14 protein-coding genes and 2 pseudogenes are annotated in these 18,033 nt (G+C 46.9%); 4 read left to right on the forward strand and 12 right to left on the reverse strand.

The window, feature by feature from the left end; all coding sequences use genetic code 11:
* Positions 1-12: 12 nt before the first annotated feature.
* The 5 genes and pseudogenes from ACLJQJ_RS19605 to ACLJQJ_RS19625 all read right to left on the reverse strand — a co-directional run.
* Positions 13-597 (reverse strand): fimbrial protein, encoded by a 585-nt coding sequence (locus ACLJQJ_RS19605; RefSeq protein ID WP_039590871.1) that lies wholly within the window; start codon positions 595-597, stop codon positions 13-15.
* A gap of 13 nt (positions 598-610) precedes the next feature.
* Positions 611-3,211, reverse strand: a complete 2,601-nt coding sequence (locus ACLJQJ_RS19610; RefSeq protein ID WP_001747525.1) for an outer membrane usher protein — start codon at positions 3,209-3,211, stop codon at positions 611-613.
* Between the two features lie 20 nt (positions 3,212-3,231).
* Positions 3,232-3,975, reverse strand: a complete 744-nt coding sequence (locus tag ACLJQJ_RS19615) for a fimbrial chaperone (protein WP_000882257.1) — start codon at positions 3,973-3,975, stop codon at positions 3,232-3,234.
* Positions 3,976-4,118: 143 nt separating this feature from the next.
* Complete coding sequence (locus ACLJQJ_RS19620; protein ID WP_000753270.1) at positions 4,119-4,745, reverse strand: fimbrial protein; 627 nt, start codon at positions 4,743-4,745, stop codon at positions 4,119-4,121.
* Between the two features lie 389 nt (positions 4,746-5,134).
* Positions 5,135-5,390: pseudogene (locus ACLJQJ_RS19625) on the reverse strand (helix-turn-helix domain-containing protein); the annotation flags it as partial.
* A gap of 639 nt (positions 5,391-6,029) precedes the next feature.
* Between ACLJQJ_RS19625 and ACLJQJ_RS19630 the strand changes: the two are divergent.
* The 3 genes and pseudogenes from ACLJQJ_RS19630 to misL all read left to right on the forward strand — a co-directional run.
* A pseudogene (locus ACLJQJ_RS19630) lies at positions 6,030-6,161 on the forward strand (transposase); the annotation flags it as partial.
* 735 nt (positions 6,162-6,896) lie between these two features.
* A complete protein-coding gene (locus tag ACLJQJ_RS19635; RefSeq protein ID WP_000984809.1) occupies positions 6,897-7,514 on the forward strand; it encodes a helix-turn-helix transcriptional regulator in 618 nt (205 codons plus the stop codon).
* A 74-nt stretch (positions 7,515-7,588) separates the two neighbouring features.
* Positions 7,589-10,441: an intestinal colonization autotransporter adhesin MisL gene (misL, locus tag ACLJQJ_RS19640; RefSeq protein WP_063809488.1), complete on the forward strand. Its 2,853-nt coding sequence runs from the start codon at positions 7,589-7,591 to the stop codon at positions 10,439-10,441.
* 94 nt (positions 10,442-10,535) lie between these two features.
* On the opposite strand, the gene ACLJQJ_RS19645 is transcribed toward misL, so the two are convergent.
* Positions 10,536-11,000: a hypothetical protein gene (locus tag ACLJQJ_RS19645; RefSeq protein ID WP_001521985.1), complete on the reverse strand. Its 465-nt coding sequence runs from the start codon at positions 10,998-11,000 to the stop codon at positions 10,536-10,538.
* A 10-nt stretch (positions 11,001-11,010) separates the two neighbouring features.
* The gene (locus ACLJQJ_RS19650) at positions 11,011-11,868 is read right to left on the reverse strand and encodes a transcriptional regulator (protein ID WP_077950905.1); all 858 of its coding nucleotides are present in this window, start codon (positions 11,866-11,868) and stop codon (positions 11,011-11,013) included.
* 784 nt (positions 11,869-12,652) lie between these two features.
* On the opposite strand from ACLJQJ_RS19650, the gene ACLJQJ_RS19655 reads away from it, so the two are divergent.
* Positions 12,653-13,333 carry an isochorismatase family protein gene (locus ACLJQJ_RS19655; RefSeq protein WP_000106464.1) on the forward strand — a complete coding sequence of 227 codons (681 nt, stop codon included), beginning with the start codon at positions 12,653-12,655 and terminating at the stop codon, positions 13,331-13,333.
* 228 nt (positions 13,334-13,561) lie between these two features.
* Here ACLJQJ_RS19655 and cigR read toward each other — a convergent pair whose 3' ends face one another.
* The 5 genes from cigR to ACLJQJ_RS19680 form a co-directional block, all read right to left on the reverse strand.
* Positions 13,562-14,041 carry an anti-virulence regulatory inner membrane protein CigR gene (cigR, locus tag ACLJQJ_RS19660; RefSeq protein WP_001065325.1) on the reverse strand — a complete coding sequence of 160 codons (480 nt, stop codon included), beginning with the start codon at positions 14,039-14,041 and terminating at the stop codon, positions 13,562-13,564.
* 101 nt (positions 14,042-14,142) lie between these two features.
* Entirely contained in the window at positions 14,143-14,229 is an 87-nt protein-coding gene (gene mgtU / locus ACLJQJ_RS19665) for a magnesium transporter protection protein MgtU (protein ID WP_252515021.1), read from the reverse strand.
* Positions 14,230-14,241: 12 nt separating this feature from the next.
* Positions 14,242-14,334, reverse strand: a complete 93-nt coding sequence (gene mgtR, locus ACLJQJ_RS19670) for a protein MgtR (RefSeq protein ID WP_001082118.1) — start codon at positions 14,332-14,334, stop codon at positions 14,242-14,244.
* A 21-nt stretch (positions 14,335-14,355) separates the two neighbouring features.
* On the reverse strand, positions 14,356-17,082 hold the full coding sequence (gene mgtA, locus ACLJQJ_RS19675; protein ID WP_063809635.1) for a magnesium-translocating P-type ATPase: 2,727 nt from the start codon (positions 17,080-17,082) through the stop codon (positions 14,356-14,358).
* 219 nt (positions 17,083-17,301) lie between these two features.
* On the reverse strand, positions 17,302-17,997 hold the full coding sequence (locus ACLJQJ_RS19680; protein WP_000392700.1) for an MgtC family protein: 696 nt from the start codon (positions 17,995-17,997) through the stop codon (positions 17,302-17,304).
* Between the last annotated feature and the right edge of the window lie 36 nt (positions 17,998-18,033).

Genomic DNA, 18,033 nt, shown 5'->3' on the forward strand with positions numbered 1-18,033 from the left:
TCATCATCCTTGTTAGTTATAGGTGAAGTTGAAGGTGGCGGTAGACTCAAACTCACCGGTAGACGTTGTACCACTGCTGTTAACGATGCGCAGGGCAACGGTCAAGGGTAAACCTGCCGACCTTTCATCAGAACTCCATGTGATAGTCGTGGCGTTATCCGGAGTAATAAAGTTATTACCGCTATCGCTCTGGCGTTTAAAACCCATGCCGATATTAGTTGCCGCAGTACTGTTTGACAGACTGTTGTTAATCAGGTTGCCAGTGCGTCCTGCGGAACTGGTGATTTTTGTGCTAATGGCAGAAATCCCGGGGCTGCAATTATCAGTCTTCAGCGTAAAATTAGACTGCGCCGCAGGGTCTTCGCTAATGATTTTATCCAAAGAAACATTAGGTATAGTCAATGTATACTGACTATTACGCGTATTTTCCTTAACAGCCGGGCTGACGGCAGTATCAATAATAAAATTACAGGTGGTCTCAATCACCGTTGCGGTAAAATCAACATTAATTTCGGTAGGGGCCGCAGCCCCATGGCTGGCTAGTGGTAATATCAGCCCCAATAATGGTGCGGTAAGTACAGATTTATTCCGTTTCATGATCTATTCCATCTTAGTTACGGTTGGAGATACGACAGATGACATTACTCAACACCAATGTCTGACTCCCCGGTAGAGTGGCTGGCTGAGCCGGGAATTGATAGGCTGCGCGACAGGACTGCGGCCGACCCTCTTCATACCAACGAACGATGAGTTCACCAGCATCGTTAATACCACGCACAAATGCCTGACCATCCTGGCCCATATTGCCAATTGGCGCATCACCTTCATAAACCTCAGCAGCAAACGGCAATGTCTTATTATCGCTGCGGCTCATATTTATGATGGCTGAACGCCCCTGGTCGGTTTCGAAGTTGGCGAAGAGAATCGCGCCATCGCGCGGTACGGCAATGGTACTGGTACTTTTCAGTTCCACGTCACCATCCATGTCCTCAATATCCAGTGAAATGGTATTTTCACGGTATGGTGACAGCGAAGAGGTTACACCGTAGCCCCAACGGTCTACGCTACTGCCGCTACTGTTAATACGTGCACCTTTGGCCCCTGGCGCTTTCACCAGCACTATGGTGTCGCTGGAGCTAAAACTGTCATTACTGAAGGTCAAACCACCGCTATGCAGCACAAAACCACCATCTGTACTCAGTGAATATTGTCGACTCTTATCAGTATCAAATGAGCTGGATGCAGACCAACTGCCCCATTGTGAATCATAGCTGGCATAACCGCCTACTGAGGCAAGATCGCTACCGGTCTTATTCATCGTATAACCGGTGTTAACACTGTAATTCAGCAAATTATCTTCGCTATTACCGCTTGAGTTCATATTCACCATATGGGTGCCGTTAAAATCAGTATTAATATTGGCGTTAAGGCTGGTAAAACCTGAACGGCGGTAAGTACCACCAAAAAGATTACTCAATGGAATGCTAAAGTTAATATACATCGCATCGTCTTTATCACCATATTCGTTCCATGTACGCTGAACGGTAATACCCGCACTCCCCCAACTGAACCCTTTGCTATAGCCGACGTTGTACTCACTGCGACTATGCTCACCCGCCCAATAATCACTCCAGGATCCGGAAAGATAGAATGAACCGTAATCCTCTTTCTCAAATTGCAACGGCTGGCTGATACTGACGGTAAACTGATTTTTGAGTCGCTCGTAAGTATTCATTTTCGTACTCACCACGCCATGTGCCGCATCATCAATCAGGCGTTGTGCATCGCTCAGCCCAAGATATTTTCGGGTAGAATAGCGATAAGCAGCAACGTTGATCGAGGTCTCTGTCGGCTCCAGCAGTTTGTTCCACGTCAGACGGTAACTCTGTCCGGCATAAGACTCATCATCGGTGATTTCCGCCTGCGATTGGGTGACATCCACTGCAATGGCGCCAAATGGTGTGTTAATCCCCACACCTAATAACCCAGCTGAGTAATCATTATCGGTGACTTGCAGGCCTGCATAACCAGTCACATAGTTGTTGATACCGTAGTAAAACGATCCCTGAATCAAATTAGGTTCATGACGCAGGCTGTCGTCTTTCATCTGCCCAATGCTAAAATCCCAGCGGGCGACGCCAGGTCGCTGCATCTGCATCACTGAAGAAAACGGCTGGCTAAAGGTTCGCCTGGAGCCGTCAGCCTCTTCAATAGTAACGATCAAATCGCTACCGAAACCGGATGGGCTAAGATCGTCAATGATAAAGGCTCCTGGCGGTACGGTAGTTTCATAGATTTTGTAACCCCCCTGGGTAATAGTGACCCTGGCGTTGCTGTTAGCAACTCCTCGAATAATAGGCGCATAGCTGGCCTGCGAGGATGGCAACATTCGGCTGTCACTATAGAGGCGAGCACCGCGAATATTAACCGAGTCAAAGGTTTCGCCCGTCGTATAGGCCTCACCCATAATGAGCTGAGATCGCAATGCGGTAATATCACGCTGAACGTAGCGGTTCTGAAAATCGAGGTTACTACCACCATTTTTGGCCCAGTTATAGTTACCGGTGGCGCGAAAGCGCCAACCCGCAAGGTTAACACCGCTGTTAAAGGCACCATAAAAGGTGTCATTATTTCCATTGTCATATTCACTGTGATAGGCATTGAGTGAATAAGATAAAGTGGCGGCATTAATCCCATTGTCCCACAATGAAGGGTCGACATAACCTTGATAGCTACGATTCTGCCAGGCTTGCGGTACAGTAATGTATAAACGTTGATCGCTGCTATCGTAGCTAATATTCGAATTGTCTATTAGCGTTGTCAGATTCAGGCAATCGCTATTTTCATCCTCTTTCTTTAGCAAAATATCGCTATTTTTTATCTTCTCAGGCTGATTAATATGCAACTGCGCAAGATTTTTTTTGCTGATACAGGCTTCAGCATCATTTTTTCCGACATCAATAAACGGAATTTCCAGATTAGTTGTGATTTTATCATTAACAAAAACGCTGACATTGTATACCCCCGGCGGTGTAGGGTTACCGTCGGCATAGCGGCTAATATCAATAGACGACTTACCATCACCCATTAGAAAAGTTTCATCAAACTCAATGCTTTCCGCAGCATAGCCCCTATTAACAGCACACAATGCCAGGCAGATAGCAATGGTAGTGCGCGATAAGGGATGAGGGCAATTGATAAAGGTGTACAACGTTATAATCCTTCTTATTTTTATTGTAGAGAGGCTGTAGCGTTGATAATTCCGCCAAAATCATTGATAAAACTGTAGTTAATTTTGCCACTGCTGATCGTAGTCGCGGTTTTGAGAGTAAAACTGGTCTCAGTTAGCGGAGCAGCCATTTGACCGTCGACGATATATTTTTTACCAGTCGACTCCAGTTCAATACTATTAAACGAGACAAAATAGGGCGTTGGATTATTAACGGTCACAACGGACTTGCCCTGTTCATGCTTCATTCTCCAGGTTAACTTTGCCGGAGCCTCACCCGCCAGATCGCCCAATCCTTGAGGGCGGTAAAACAGTTTAATGCGCGTGCGAAACGCTAACTGCAGCGTGTTCTGCGCAGCTGAATTCTCATTTTTATTAGCTTTTGGCGGCACTTCCAGTACGTTGAACCAGAATACACTTTCCCGGTCACTGGGAAGAGTTTGACTACCGGTATACATAATTTTTATCGTCTGGCCTTTTTTGGGATCGATACGAGAAACCGGCGGAGTGGCGTTAAATGGTACCTTAATTGCACCAGGTTCCGTATTATCATTACCGGTATCCAACCAAGTTTGTACCAGCAATGGCCGCGAGCCTTTATTCTCCAGGCGCACGTTAACATCTTTTTGTGCGCCGCGATAAACGATACGCGTACCTGAAATAACAATATCAGCCCAGGCGACATTACTTAGTAACGTGCCGGTAAGCGTGATGACCGTAAATGCAGTTCTCAGATGACATAACATAAGCATTCCTTGCGTGCTTAAATATCGCCATTAATCCATCGCGGTATGGGCAGGATATTTTATTGATAATAAGCGTACCGAAAAATATCGGCACGCATGCTCGCATGACAATTCGCTAAATAATCTTCACGGGTAGGTGTAGATTAATTATAAACGATAGAGTAAATAGAGTTAGTGGTGACCGCGCCGGAGGTCACTGCATCGCTGGTGACACCAGGAGCCATAACGTAGGAAGCGCGCAGATTATAGGTACCGGCGCGGGTAGTATCATCCAGTGCCAGTTCGTGTTTGTCAGAGTGGTTAACCATATTCACCAGAGTCAGACCGCCGGCAGCTTCAACTTCGTGTACTGCGATACTTACGCCATTGGCCATTTTAATGCCTGAGCCCAGGGTAATATTGGTATTGTTAGCCAGAGTACCGTCGCTGTTGGCGAAGTCTGCAGAACTCATATACAGAGCTACGTTTTTCAGATCAGCATCAGCGCCAGTGCAGTCCACGGTGATAGAGAAATCTTTAGGATTCAAACCAGTGGTGTTTTGTGCAACGGTTGCGGCAGCTTTCATATCTGCCAGAGTAACGGTTTTCAGTGTAACAGTACCGTCAGAACCGATACTGGTTTTACCGCCGTCAACAACTTTAGCGATACAGGTCGCTGGATCGACCTGGCCATTGAACGTGATCTGGCCAGCTGCTACTGGATCGGCAGCCATTGCAGAACCCGCGCCCATCGCCATAACCATAACTGCTAACGATAATGTTTTTTTCATTATTACATACATCCTTAATGTGAATAAAAATTGTCATCTATGATTAAATGAGGGCGCAGTATGAGCGAGGGAAATATAATATGTAAAATAAAACACATGTATTATCATTTAGAAACAATTCATGTTAACTATAAATAAGGATATCCGTATAAAATATATTGAAAATAAATATATATATGATTAAATTTTATACTTTTAGGTATAAAATTAGTTCATTCAAATCATGTAGCTGATTACAAGAATCATTTTTTTATATTTTCTTAAAAGTAAAATTAAAAAAACTAAATGGATTTATTTATTTCATAAAACAATATTAAAAAAGAAATAAATGTCAATGACTGCATTATGGTGTATTACCAAGAACGCTATTGTTGTGTCCGCTCATTCATTGAGCGCTGATGGCAAAAATTGCCGGGAGCATGTTTTACCAGCTCACGTAATAACGTGCAGATATGCTTAAAAGGCCAGCGACGGGTTCGTCCGGCAGGTAATGATTTCAGTCCTGCAACACTCGACTGCGTGAACCAGTTAATCCAGCGTCCGACGGAGGAACGGGCACAGCAGAGCGTTCTGGCAACATCGCTGACGCGGTCGCCCTGATGCAACATCAGCATGGCCGTCAGCCTGCGGATGCGTTTTATGGATTACTTACTGCATCAGGCGTCGTTCGTCACGGGGAATGGGTGCTATGATCGGCATCGCTTAGTCCGGTTGGTGATTTGTTTTGATTTGGCGATTGATCAGATTGCACCATCCGGACCGGGTTCCCTCAAAGGGATTTACTATTCCGCGTAGCTATTTAGAAAAAATTTTTGATGCAAACATAGGAAACAGAATGGCTGCGCTCAATAATCTGTTCTACCGCTTTAATTTTAAACGCTTCGGGATAACGTTTACCGCTCATGGGCTCCTCTCTTTAAGTCATTTTAAATGACTCAGTGGCGTCTGTTAAACCTGTGGCGATTCACTCCGCTGTTTTATCCAGACGAAATTATCCTGATAATGTGCTGTAGCGGCTGAATGACTTAATGTCACATTAACCTAAACACTGAATAGTTTCTCAGTTACCTGATTTTTCATTGTTATCTATTAGATACTGCAAGCATTTTACCTTTATACCCTTTCTCTCCCATACGTCCTGTTTATTCGTAATCCCTCCCATTATTATATTTCAGCAGCAAAATACCCGTATACATTCTTATACCCGGTACTCATATTACTCCACATAATCGTGCTATTCACATTTAGAGATCACGTCATCGAACTGCTGACGAAGGAATCTCTATGCGTAAAGCCCGTCTCCCTGAGCATCAGAACATCGCCGTAATTAAGTTGGTCGAAGCTGGACGAGCGGTTAAAGATATCTGCCAGGAGGCGGATATTTCTGAAGTGACTGACGACATCTATGGACATTGGGTTTGACCACATCCTGTTTCTCACTAATGTGCTCCGGGAAAGAGTTTTCATCAAATGAGCAATTGAAAAGAGAAGCCAGAAGCTGAAGTTGCTTCGACCGATAAGTCTGTCGGTTGCTCAGACTGTCACGATCAGAATTAAGTCAGATCAACTTATTGGCAAGGTATGACTCCCAGCGTTAAGTTACAAGATTTTCTCATGGCATTAGCATTACACCCCCTTAAAGTTTACATGCGTCTCTATAAAAGAGTCTTAAATTTGTATATAAGAAGTTGATGAGAGCACAAATGTCACCATTAAGTCATTGAATAACAATGCAATAAAAGAAAAAATCTTAAATTAGGTTTTAATAATAAGAATTCATTACAGGTTTACAGGATTTACTTTTATATTTCATCACATCACCCCGATAGTGACGAAGGCAGCAGACAGATGGTATTGATAACCGTTATTTATCACTCTCATGATTTAGCAAATAGTGCTGTTTTAAGATTTTTTATGATATTGGAGATTATGTATAAAAATCCCAATGGGTGAAATACAAATCCGAAATGATGTATTACGACTGTCGGATCTGTCATGGTTCCTTAAAGCTGTATTTTAGGTCTTTCCAGGAGTTTATGACACTGACAATAATTCGCGACTTTTGACAGCCGTAGCACTGTATATTATCTGGATTGACACATTTATTTACCAATGAAATATTAATAGAAACATCGACGGGAGTCGTTCAGGATGATGAGAAAGCCTTCACAAATTGTCCATTGCATTAGTTGCGATTTATCCTGTCAATTATTCCCTGACAGCGCAGTACGGGTGCAATACTGTCATAATGCGGCATTTTCCATCTGGCCAGATGGTAATGCTTTCCTGAAAAAAGGGTTTATTGAAAAGTTATTGCTTGATAGACACAACCATTTATCCAGCGGTTTTATCTTTGTTGATTTTTCTTTCCCGAATCTTCGACGATTTACCGATTTACAATGGGCTGACAGTCTGGCAAACAGTGGTATGCATATTGTCCTGATTTCTGACAAAAGTTTAACTCCGCTGGCCAATTACTGGATTTTGAAAAGCAATAAAATACAAGGAATTATTTATTCCGATGACGATGATATTGTGCAACAGCAAAAGATGCACCGCTTGTTTACCGGTCGGCTTGCCAACAGTAAACGTGGACGAACGCTTAACTATACGGAATTTATATTACTTAAGCGCTTTGTATCAGGAATAAGTATTCAGCAGATTGTAAATATTGACAATATTGATATTAAGAAACTTTATGTGCATAAGCTGCGGCTTGAAAATAAGCTAGGGCATAGCATTCATAAAATAATATCAAATATTTTATAGATCCGTTTCCATTTTTATTATTTCCATATTATTGCGATGTGGAAGACGCTTTACGCCATAATGCAGGAGGCAGAATGCCAACTCCCCAAAATTACTCATTCATCGCCATAGCGGTATCAGCAGCATTAGCCTCTATGGTATTTCCCTCCCAGGCGGCCTGGGTCGACGTTGATAGTCTGCCATCCAGTGGGCTAGTCAGCCAGTTGCCGCCGGAATTACAGGCTATTATTCCCGCTCAGGCCAGTACCGGTTTCACCAAAGTCGGTACCATGCCCAACTACGTTTATCAGTGGAACACCGGTACCATCCCGGTTTATGGCAATGGCCTCACGCTTAATGGGCCGGGCGCGGAGGCGTTTGAACACACTGTCACGGTTATTCAAAACAGCGGGACGGGAAGTCCGGGCGTGATTTTTGGCAACGACCTGACCATTCGGACGCAGTCGGCGAATGCCGCGAATAATGGTAGAGACGTCGATGGCATCCGTACTCACGGCGCAAATACTCCGGATAACCCGGTATTTATTATTACCGGTGACCGTACCAACATCTACGTGGATGGTCAGGATGGTGACGGTATTAACGCCGGATATAACTCACTGGGCCAGGGTTGGACCGGATCGGCCAATATTTACGTCGGCGACGATCTGTATATCAAAACAACAGGTAGCCAGGGACGTGGAATTACAGCTAACGCCATGCGGGATGCGTCACGTGCCAAAAATACGATTGTCGTCGGCAATCGTGCACATATTGTTACTACCGGCGACAGTTCGGAGGGGCTGCGTACCGGACAAAGCGGTTCTTTGATTCGTCTGGGTGACGATGCAACCATCGAAACCTCCGGCGCATCCTCAACGGGGATTTACGCAGCATCCTCCTCCAGAACCGAGCTTGGCAACAACGCTACTATTACGGTGAACGGTGCCAGCGCACACGCGGTATATGCAACTAACGCTACCGTTAATTTGGGAGAGAATGCCACTATTAGCGTTAACAGCGCCAGTAAGGCTGCATCCTATAGTAAAGCCCCTGCCGGTTTATACGCCCTCTCCCGAGGCGCCATTAATCTGGCAGGCGGTGCGGCTATTACTATGGCGGGCGATAACAGTAGCGAAAGTTACGCCATCAGCACGGAAACTGGCGGCATTGTTGACGGTTCTTCAGGAGGTCGTTTCGTCATCGACGGTGATATTCGTGCTGCTGGCGCCACCGCCGCCAGCGGTACGCTACCGCAGCAGAACAGTACGATTAAGCTCAATATGACGGACAACTCGCGATGGGACGGGGCGTCGTACATCACCAGCGCTACGGCGGGCACAGGCGTTATCTCTGTACAAATGAGCGATGCGACCTGGAATATGACCAGCAGCTCAACGCTCACTGACCTGACGCTGAATAGTGGCGCAACCATTAACTTCAGCCATGAAGATGGCGAGCCATGGCAAACGCTCACCATCAATGAAGATTATGTAGGCAACGGCGGTAAGCTGGTCTTTAATACTGTGCTCAACGATGATGATTCCGAAACGGACAGGCTGCAGGTTCTCGGCAATACTTCAGGCAACACATTTGTTGCAGTAAATAATATTGGAGGAGCCGGGGCTCAAACCATTGAAGGTATTGAAATTGTTAACGTTGCTGGCAATTCTAACGGTACTTTCGAAAAAGCAAGCCGTATTGTTGCCGGAGCCTATGACTACAACGTGGTGCAGAAAGGTAAAAACTGGTATCTGACCAGCTACATTGAGCCGGACGAACCGATTATTCCCGATCCGGTGGACCCTGTTATTCCCGATCCGGTAGACCCTGATCCAGTAGACCCGGTTATCCCTGACCCTGTTATTCCCGATCCGGTGGACCCTGATCCAGTAGACCCTGAGCCAGTAGACCCGGTCATCCCTGATCCGGTCATTCCTGACATAGGGCAATCTGACACACCGCCGATAACAGAACATCAGTTCCGTCCGGAAGTGGGCAGCTATCTTGCCAACAACTATGCGGCAAATACGCTGTTCATGACGCGTCTCCATGACCGTCTGGGTGAAACCCAGTACACCGATATGCTGACGGGTGAGAAGAAGGTCACCAGCCTGTGGATGCGTAACGTCGGCGCCCATACTCGCTTCAACGATGGCAGCGGGCAGCTAAAAACCCGCATCAACAGCTATGTGTTACAACTGGGAGGCGATCTGGCACAGTGGAGCACTGACGGTCTTGACCGTTGGCATATTGGTGCAATGGCAGGTTATGCCAACAGCCAGAACCGCACGCAGTCGTCCGTGAGTGACTATCATTCCCGTGGTCAAGTCACCGGTTACAGCGTCGGCCTTTACGGCACCTGGTATGCTAACAATATCGATCGGTCTGGGGCTTATGTGGATACCTGGATGCTGTACAACTGGTTTGATAACAAGGTGATGGGTCAGGATCAGGCCGCTGAGAAATATAAATCCAAAGGAATTACCGCCTCGGTTGAAGCCGGTTACAGCTTCAGGTTAGGTGAAAGCGCGCATCAAAGCTACTGGTTGCAGCCCAAAGCGCAGGTGGTATGGATGGGCGTGCAGGCTGACGACAATCGCGAAGCCAATGGTACCCTCGTCAAGGATGATACCGCTGGTAATCTGCTAACCCGCATGGGCGTAAAAGCCTATATTAACGGCCACAATGCTATTGATGACAATAAATCTCGAGAGTTCCAGCCATTCGTGGAAGCGAACTGGATCCATAATACGCAGCCTGCCAGCGTGAAGATGGACGATGTCAGCAGCGATATGCGTGGTACGAAAAATATTGGTGAACTGAAAGTGGGTATTGAAGGACAAATTACCCCGCGCCTGAACGTATGGGGTAACGTGGCGCAACAGGTAGGTGACCAGGGCTATAGTAATACCCAAGGCCTACTGGGGGTTAAATACAGTTTTTGATTCAGGTAACAACAGAGCCGCTGATCTTCAGCGGCTTTTACCCGGAAGCGCTTTCATTTGGCTGATACGTTCCATGAACGGTTCCCAAAACCGCTTAATGTGTACAGAAAAATATCGGGCGTTTCCCGATGGTGAACATAAAACCACGATGGCCCTGAGTCAGGATGGTGTAACTGATACTTTTCCCTGGATAGACATAAAAATCGGGTAAAACCGTCTCGATAACCGCATCGGACAGTGTTTCGTCACGCGTGACTTTGTTGATATCCGTCGATATAAAATGGGTGCTGTCTTTATTTTCACTCCATACATAGGAAACATCACGGCGGATCACGCCGCTCATTTTATTATCGACGTAATACGTTCCGCTGATGGAAACCACCCCAGTACGTTTTTTCAGCGAATACATAAAATCCAGCGTCAGGTTAGCCTGAGTGTTGTTATAAAACACAATCACAGGCGCAGTACATTTCTCTGGATCCCGGTTCTTTTCCGTATACAAATGAAAAAGATGTCCAAGCCCTACTCCCAGAAAAAGTAGCGTCAGGCAGGCTAACATCAGTGCCTTTTTACCCATGTGTCACCCCGCGGAAAAAAAGCGTCACGCAGCCTGTATCACCGCGCGTTTTATAAGGTTGCTGACAAATCAATGCCGTAACCGCTGGGGTGCGACTGCTGGAAGGGAAATAGACCCATGGGTATTTCTGACAATCCATACCGGTTTTTAGAATCATTGACTTATAGCTTGCAAAGCGGCTACCGCTTTCGATATCTTCATTCCGCGAGAAAAAATGACAGCCCTGAGTTGTTTCAACCAGCGTGTAGCGATCGTAAAAATCCTTATCGGGAACGGTTTGCCAGCTTATAGTGCCAAGCAAAATACCGACAGCAAATGTCCCGGTCATCCAAAGTACAGGTACATAATGTTTAAACCAACGCCCTGACGTACGCGGCGGCGTCTCACCCTTTTTTTCTATTGTCTGAGCGAAGTCTTTGCGGATGGTCATGATGCTCACACCAGGCTCAATCTGAAAGCCTCTACGCGGAACCGTGATTATCAGCGTATCTTCATTTTCGCCAACGGTACGTAATCCGCGGCGAATAATGGAGATATTCTGATAAAGCGTATTTGCCGACACCACCATGCCGTCTTCTTCCCACACTTTTTGAAAGAATGTTTGTTGTGAGACGACGGAGGGGGCGTTTTCCAGCAGAAGGCGCAAGCAGCGGCTGGCGGGCGTTGTCAGAATAATGTTGAGATCTGGCCTCGATAATGACGCCAGGCGATTCATTTCTGGATTAAATTCAATATTATCGTTAATTATCCATAACATCGCATTGTTACCATGCCAAAACATAACGTAGTTGGAGAGGGTTAATAGACACCACTGAGTATAGTCTGATGCTGTGGCTGCGTAGCAGGACATGGATTGTCCCCTGCACATACCGATCATATAGAAGAGCGAGAGGCATAAGACATTAACAGGTAAGCGTAGACACCGCTTTTCTCATTATAGCAGACTCAGGAGTGAAAGTACGTTTGGTTTTCTTGTTCGTTAAGTCTCCTGTTTTGTATTGAGGTGAGAATATCACCTTTAATCAAGTGGCCAAATTTACTGTGCCACTACGCTTTAATATCTCATAGATAAATCATGAGAAAAAATATCCTGATAATCTACCCCACATGAAACACAAGGTTTTATTCAATGTGTTCTCTATAATGGCTTGTAATATCCAAAAAAGCAGCACTCGTTATGTAGGGATAGTTTCCAATTTATTAAGAGTTACAGTAGCCATACTTAATAGTAGCACGCTTCGCACTTAATATTTAAGCTGTGCTTTATGTTATTTTAATATAAATAAGTTAACTCTTAATTGATATATTTCAAACTTATACTAAATAATTTTAAAACTATCCATCAGAAACAATTTGTAGGGATATAGTCTGTTTTTTCAATCAATAATCCTCTCTGCCATGTAAAATAGAAACATTTATTCATAATATGAATATTGTTGTGATAACAGATTCGCGTGAAAGTAAATCAACTGAAGGTGATGTCGATGAATATTCCTTCAGAAAGAACTCAATAAGGTAATCCAGAATTGGCAACGGATTACTGTCATCAGCTTAAAAACGGAAATCGCCCCGGCGATTAATGACTTTAACACTGATAGTGATTATCAGTGAAAGGCAACAACAAGGAATGAATTATGTCTACACCCGCGAATTTTAACGGTCAACGCCCTGCCATTGATGCTAACGACGCAGTAATGCTGCTGATTGACCACCAAAGTGGCCTGTTTCAGACCGTCGGCGACATGCCGATGCCGGAATTACGCGCGCGCGCCGCGGCGCTGGCTAAGATCGCTACCTTATGCAATATGCCGGTCATTACTACCGCATCCGTACCACAGGGACCGAATGGTCCGCTGATTCCGGAAATCCATGCGAATGCGCCCCACGCGCAATATGTCGCGCGTAAAGGGGAAATTAATGCCTGGGATAATGCCGATTTTGTACAAGCGGTAAAAGCGACAGGCCGTAAAACGCTGATCGTCGCCGGTACTATTACCAGTGTCTGCATGGCTTTTCCAGCCATCAGCGCCGTCGCGGAAGGGTACAAGGTATTTGCGGTAATTGATGCCTCCGGCACGTACAGTAAAATGGCGCAGGAAATTACGATGGCCCGCGTGGTGCAGGCGGGCGTAGTACCAATGGATACCGCGGCGGTAGCCTCTGAGCTGCAACGTACCTGGAATAGGGAAGATGCCGCAGAATGGGCGGATGTATATACCAAAATATTCCCGGCCTATCAGCTACTGATTGAAAGTTATACCAAAGCGCAGGAAGTAGTAAAAAATAATGAACTGCTGGATTCTCAACGCGCATAAATAACGCCCTGAAGAGACTAAATAGCCCCATTTAATGGGGCTATTTTACTTGCCATTTTGGACCTGGGCAGTGCTCGCCAAAACGCATTAGCGTTTTGAACGCCGCTTGCGGCGGCCCGAAGGGCGAGCGTAGCGAGTCAAACCTCACGTACTACGTGTACGCTCCGGTTTTTGCGCGCTGTCCGTGTCCAAACTGGCTGCGCCAATAACGCCTGGTGGGATAGGCTCTTAATCAAATACGCCATTAATAATCGCCGTGACCACCGCGGTACTGAGCGCGATCAGCACCAGATTATCCCCAACGATTTTCCACTCATAGCCCGGATAATAAGGTAATTGTCCCAGCATAGACGTCGGCACCGTTTTTTTAGCGATTCCCGGCGGCAGCGGTTTTCCTCTCGCCAGATTTTTCGCAATCCCCGGAGGTAAAGACTGATAACCCGTCAGCCCTAAATTCACTGCCAGTTGCCTGGCGACAGCATAGCTAATGTCCGACTCGACGTGATCCGGTTTACCGCCATTTTTACGGTGTTCCGTTTTTTGCCCGGCATTTCCTTTATGTCCGTTACCGTTATTACCCTGATTAGCCGCGTTATTACCATGTCCGCCGCCATTGCCATTTCCCGGATTCGCCAGCACAGGCGTAGCGCTCAGGGAAAACGTAATCAACGTCGCCAGGACGGCGGTTAAACCACGACGATTATTCATGATATTGCCCTTCTGATGTGGGATACCATGAAAATAGCGCCCCGCCATAAAAAGAACAACTACATTGATTCTTATTTTAAGCGGGGCTCGCCAACAGCAGCTTATCGTATCCAGATAGTCAGTAAAATCAGGATGATTGCTATCAGGACAACCTGATAAAAAATTTTGTCCAACCCTCTTTTTTGCATGGCGTCACCTCGTTATAAAACGATTTGCCAGAGGGCTAAACACAACACCAACAGGCTAATCAGTAAAAATATCAGCGCGATGATTTTATCGGGTGAGCGATTCATCTGGGCGATCCTCAAACATCATTAAAACCACTGGCCAAAGCGTTTGATATAAAAGCGCTTCATGCCTTGCGCCACCAGACAGTAGCTCAATAATGTCGCCACCAACCACGGGAAGTAGCTCAGTGGCAGCGGCTCCAGTCCAACCATCGCGCCCAGAGGTGAGAATGGAATATAAATGCCTATCGCCATAATCAAGCCGGTCGTCAATAATACCGGCAACGTCGCCCGACTTTGGATAAACGGTATTTTCTGCGTCCTTAGCATATGCACGACCAGTGTCTGCGAGAGTAGCCCCTCAATAAACCAGCCGGACTGGAAGAGCGCCTGCGCCTCTACGTTATTAGCCGCAAAGACGTACCACATCAACGCAAAGGTTGTGATATCGAAAATAGAAGACGTTGGGCCAATCCATAGCATAAAACGACCAATATTTTTCGCGTCCCATTTCCGCGGCTTACGCAGGAACTCTTTATCCATTTTGTCCCACGGCAACGACAACTGCGAAATATCGTACATCAAATTCTGGATCAACAGATGAATCGCCAGCATCGGCAGAAACGGAATAAACGCGCTGGCTACCAGTACCGAAAAAACATTGCCGAAATTAGAGCTGGCGGTCATATTCAGATATTTAATGATATTGCCAAAGGTTTCCCGCCCTTTGATAACGCCTTCCTCAAGCACCATGAGATCTTTTTCCAGCAGAATAATATCTGATGACTCTTTAGCAATATCGGCGGCGCTATCGACGGAAATTCCCACATCCGCATCACGAAGCGCGGGCGCGTCGTTGATCCCATCTCCAAGAAAACCAACGGTATGACCATTTTTCTGTAGCGCTTGCAAAATACGCGTTTTTTGTAACGGCGTCAGCCGGGCGAATACTGCGCGTTTCTCCACTTCAGACACCAGTTCGGCATCCGACATCGCCTCAACCTGGGTTCCGGTCAGGATATCGTGCGTATCAATACCCACTTCCAGACAGATACGCGCCGTCACGACCGGATTATCGCCGGTGAGGACTTTGACCGCCACGCCGTTATCCCGCAACGCGGCAATAGCTTTTCCGGCGCTCTCTTTCGGCGGATCGAGAAAAGTGAGCATCCCTTCGATGGTAAGTTCGGTCTCATCCTCCACACTTAATGTCGGATTGTTCCCGGAACCATCCAGCTTACGTGTCGCTATCAGCAATACACGGAATCCCTGAGCATTGTAATCTTCGGTTTTCGCCAGCAGCAGCTCGCGGCGTGTTTCCGTCAGCGCCACCACACGATCGCCTTCGCGAAGATGGGTGGCTACCATCATCATCTCTTCAACAGCGCCTTTGCAGATCAGGCATCTGTCTCCATGCTGCGTATCCTCCACCAGGACCGATACCCGGCGACGTACAAAGTCGAATGGCAGTTCATCGCGTTTAATGAAGCGCGCTTTTGTCGATGGTGCAATTCGCCCCTCGCCAAAACGCAGTATGGCGCGATCCATCACATTCCGGGCGCCGCTCTGGCTGCTACTATTCAGCCAGGCCAGCATCAATACCCGGCTGCTTTTTACACCGCTCACATCCAGATGATGCTCCAGAAAAATATTGTCCTGGGTTAAGGTGCCGGTTTTATCTGTACACAGCACATCCATCGCGCCGAAGTTTTGAATAGCGTTCAGGCGCTTGACGATCACTTTGCGCCGCGACATCGCAATCGCGCCTTTTGCCAGGTTGGAACTGACAATCATGGGCAACATTTCCGGCGTCAACCCCACCGCAACCGCCAGCGCGAACAGCGAAGCCTCTACCCAGTCTCCCTTACTGAAACCATTGATCAGCAGGACAACCGGTACCATGATCAGCATAAAGCGTATCAACAGCCAGCTCACGCTGTTGACTCCGCGATCGAAAGCCGTCTGGGTACGCGTACCCACAATGGATTTCGCCAGCGAGCCGAACCAGGTACGGCTTCCCGTCGCGACCACGACCGCTTGCGCTCTGCCGCTGGTTACATTGGTTCCCATCAGACAGATATTGCCCAAATCTAGCAGGCTTTTATCTTTATCAGGCAATTGCTCGCTGTCTTTACCTGCCACATCAGCCATAACATCGTATTTTTCTACGGGTAATGATTCACCACTAAGAATTGACTGGCTGATAAAGAGATCGCGCGACGCCAGCAGTCGAACGTCGGCGGGCACCAGATCGCCTGCGGCCAGAAAAACCACATCGCCCGGCACCAGTTCTTCAATGGGAATCTCTTCCTGCACCGCGCCTATATTGCCCGGCCCACGACGCAACACCGTGGCGGTGGTGCGAACCATCTTTTTCAGCGCCTGTGCTGCTCTGTTAGTGCGAAACTCCTGCCAGAAACGCAATAACCCGCTCAAACTGACCATCGTCAGAATAATCAGCACGCCGGTGAGATCGGTCTCTTCGCCACGGCGTAACGGGAGCCAGTAATCCGTGATGAAACTGACCCCTGCCAGTGCCATCAGAACGTAAATAAACGGGTTATTGAATGCCTGCAGAAGCTGAACCAGCACCGGAGGAACTTGCTCATGCGCCACTTCATTGCGCCCATACACTTTCAACCGTTCGCTGGCCTCTTCTATCGTGAGGCCCTGACGATGGCTGTTCAGCCGCGCCAGTGTCTCCTCCGGGCTATGAAAAGCTTCCGCTTCGATCGGAAATACTTTTTTATGCTGCTTATCATTTTCTGACGCCGGGCGATTGAGTTTCCGGTTTTCAATGTTCATGTCAGTCATGATGAATCCCCAAAATTAAGGTGTAGTGTTTCCTGCATATCACGCCCAGGGAATAGTAAACTCACGATTTGAAGGTGAATGCCCCGGGAGAATTATCTATGCATAAAAAAGGTTATTGCTTACTCACTATTTTGAGTGGGTTTTATTTTATCGACTCGGGAATATCCATCATTCCCTCCTTATACGCCTGGCGTAATGTTGCAATTGAATAAAAAACTATTATTGACTATCAATGCTCCAGTGAATTGCGGTGATATTATCGTTATCACCTATTCTGGATATAATCAGTTCTCGCGTTTTACGATAATCAGCATGACCCACGAGCTCGGCACGAATTTCTTTATAGCCCTGTTCCTGAGCGGGGACCGAACCTAACCCTTGTAAACAGATCGCGGCCTCTTTTACGATATTCAGTAACCACTGACGAACCTCGCTCTCATCTTCTTTATTACAGGTTACTTTCAGGATATAACGTTTTTCTCCCTCGGCGGATACCGGGAGTTGATTTATACGCTGCGCCGCTTCACGCAGTAAAATATTGGCACAAAGAATAATGATCGTCGCCGCCAGCGCATTTTTGAACTGCCCTAAGCCGCATAACACGCCGATGCCCGCCGAACACCATAGCGTTGCCGCAGTGTTCAGCCCGCGCACATTCATCCCTTCGCGCATGATGACGCCCGCCCCCAGAAAGCCAATCCCAGAGACAATCTGCGCCGCAATTCGCCCGGGGCTGTCTGGCGATGTCGTCATGGAGCTCAGAATAAAAACGGCGGCGCCTGTCGCCACCAGCGCATTAGTGCGTAATCCCGCCATACGTTGACGCCATTGTCTTTCCGCGCCAATCAGCGCGCCCAACAGCATAGCGGCCAGTAAATTTAAAATATAAGGAAACATTAACATACGTTCCTCCATTTTTTCTGGAAGAATAAGTACGTGCTATATTTAGCA

Source organism: Salmonella sp. SAL04202 (assembly GCF_046550775.1).
Lineage (GTDB): Bacteria > Pseudomonadota > Gammaproteobacteria > Enterobacterales > Enterobacteriaceae > Salmonella > Salmonella enterica.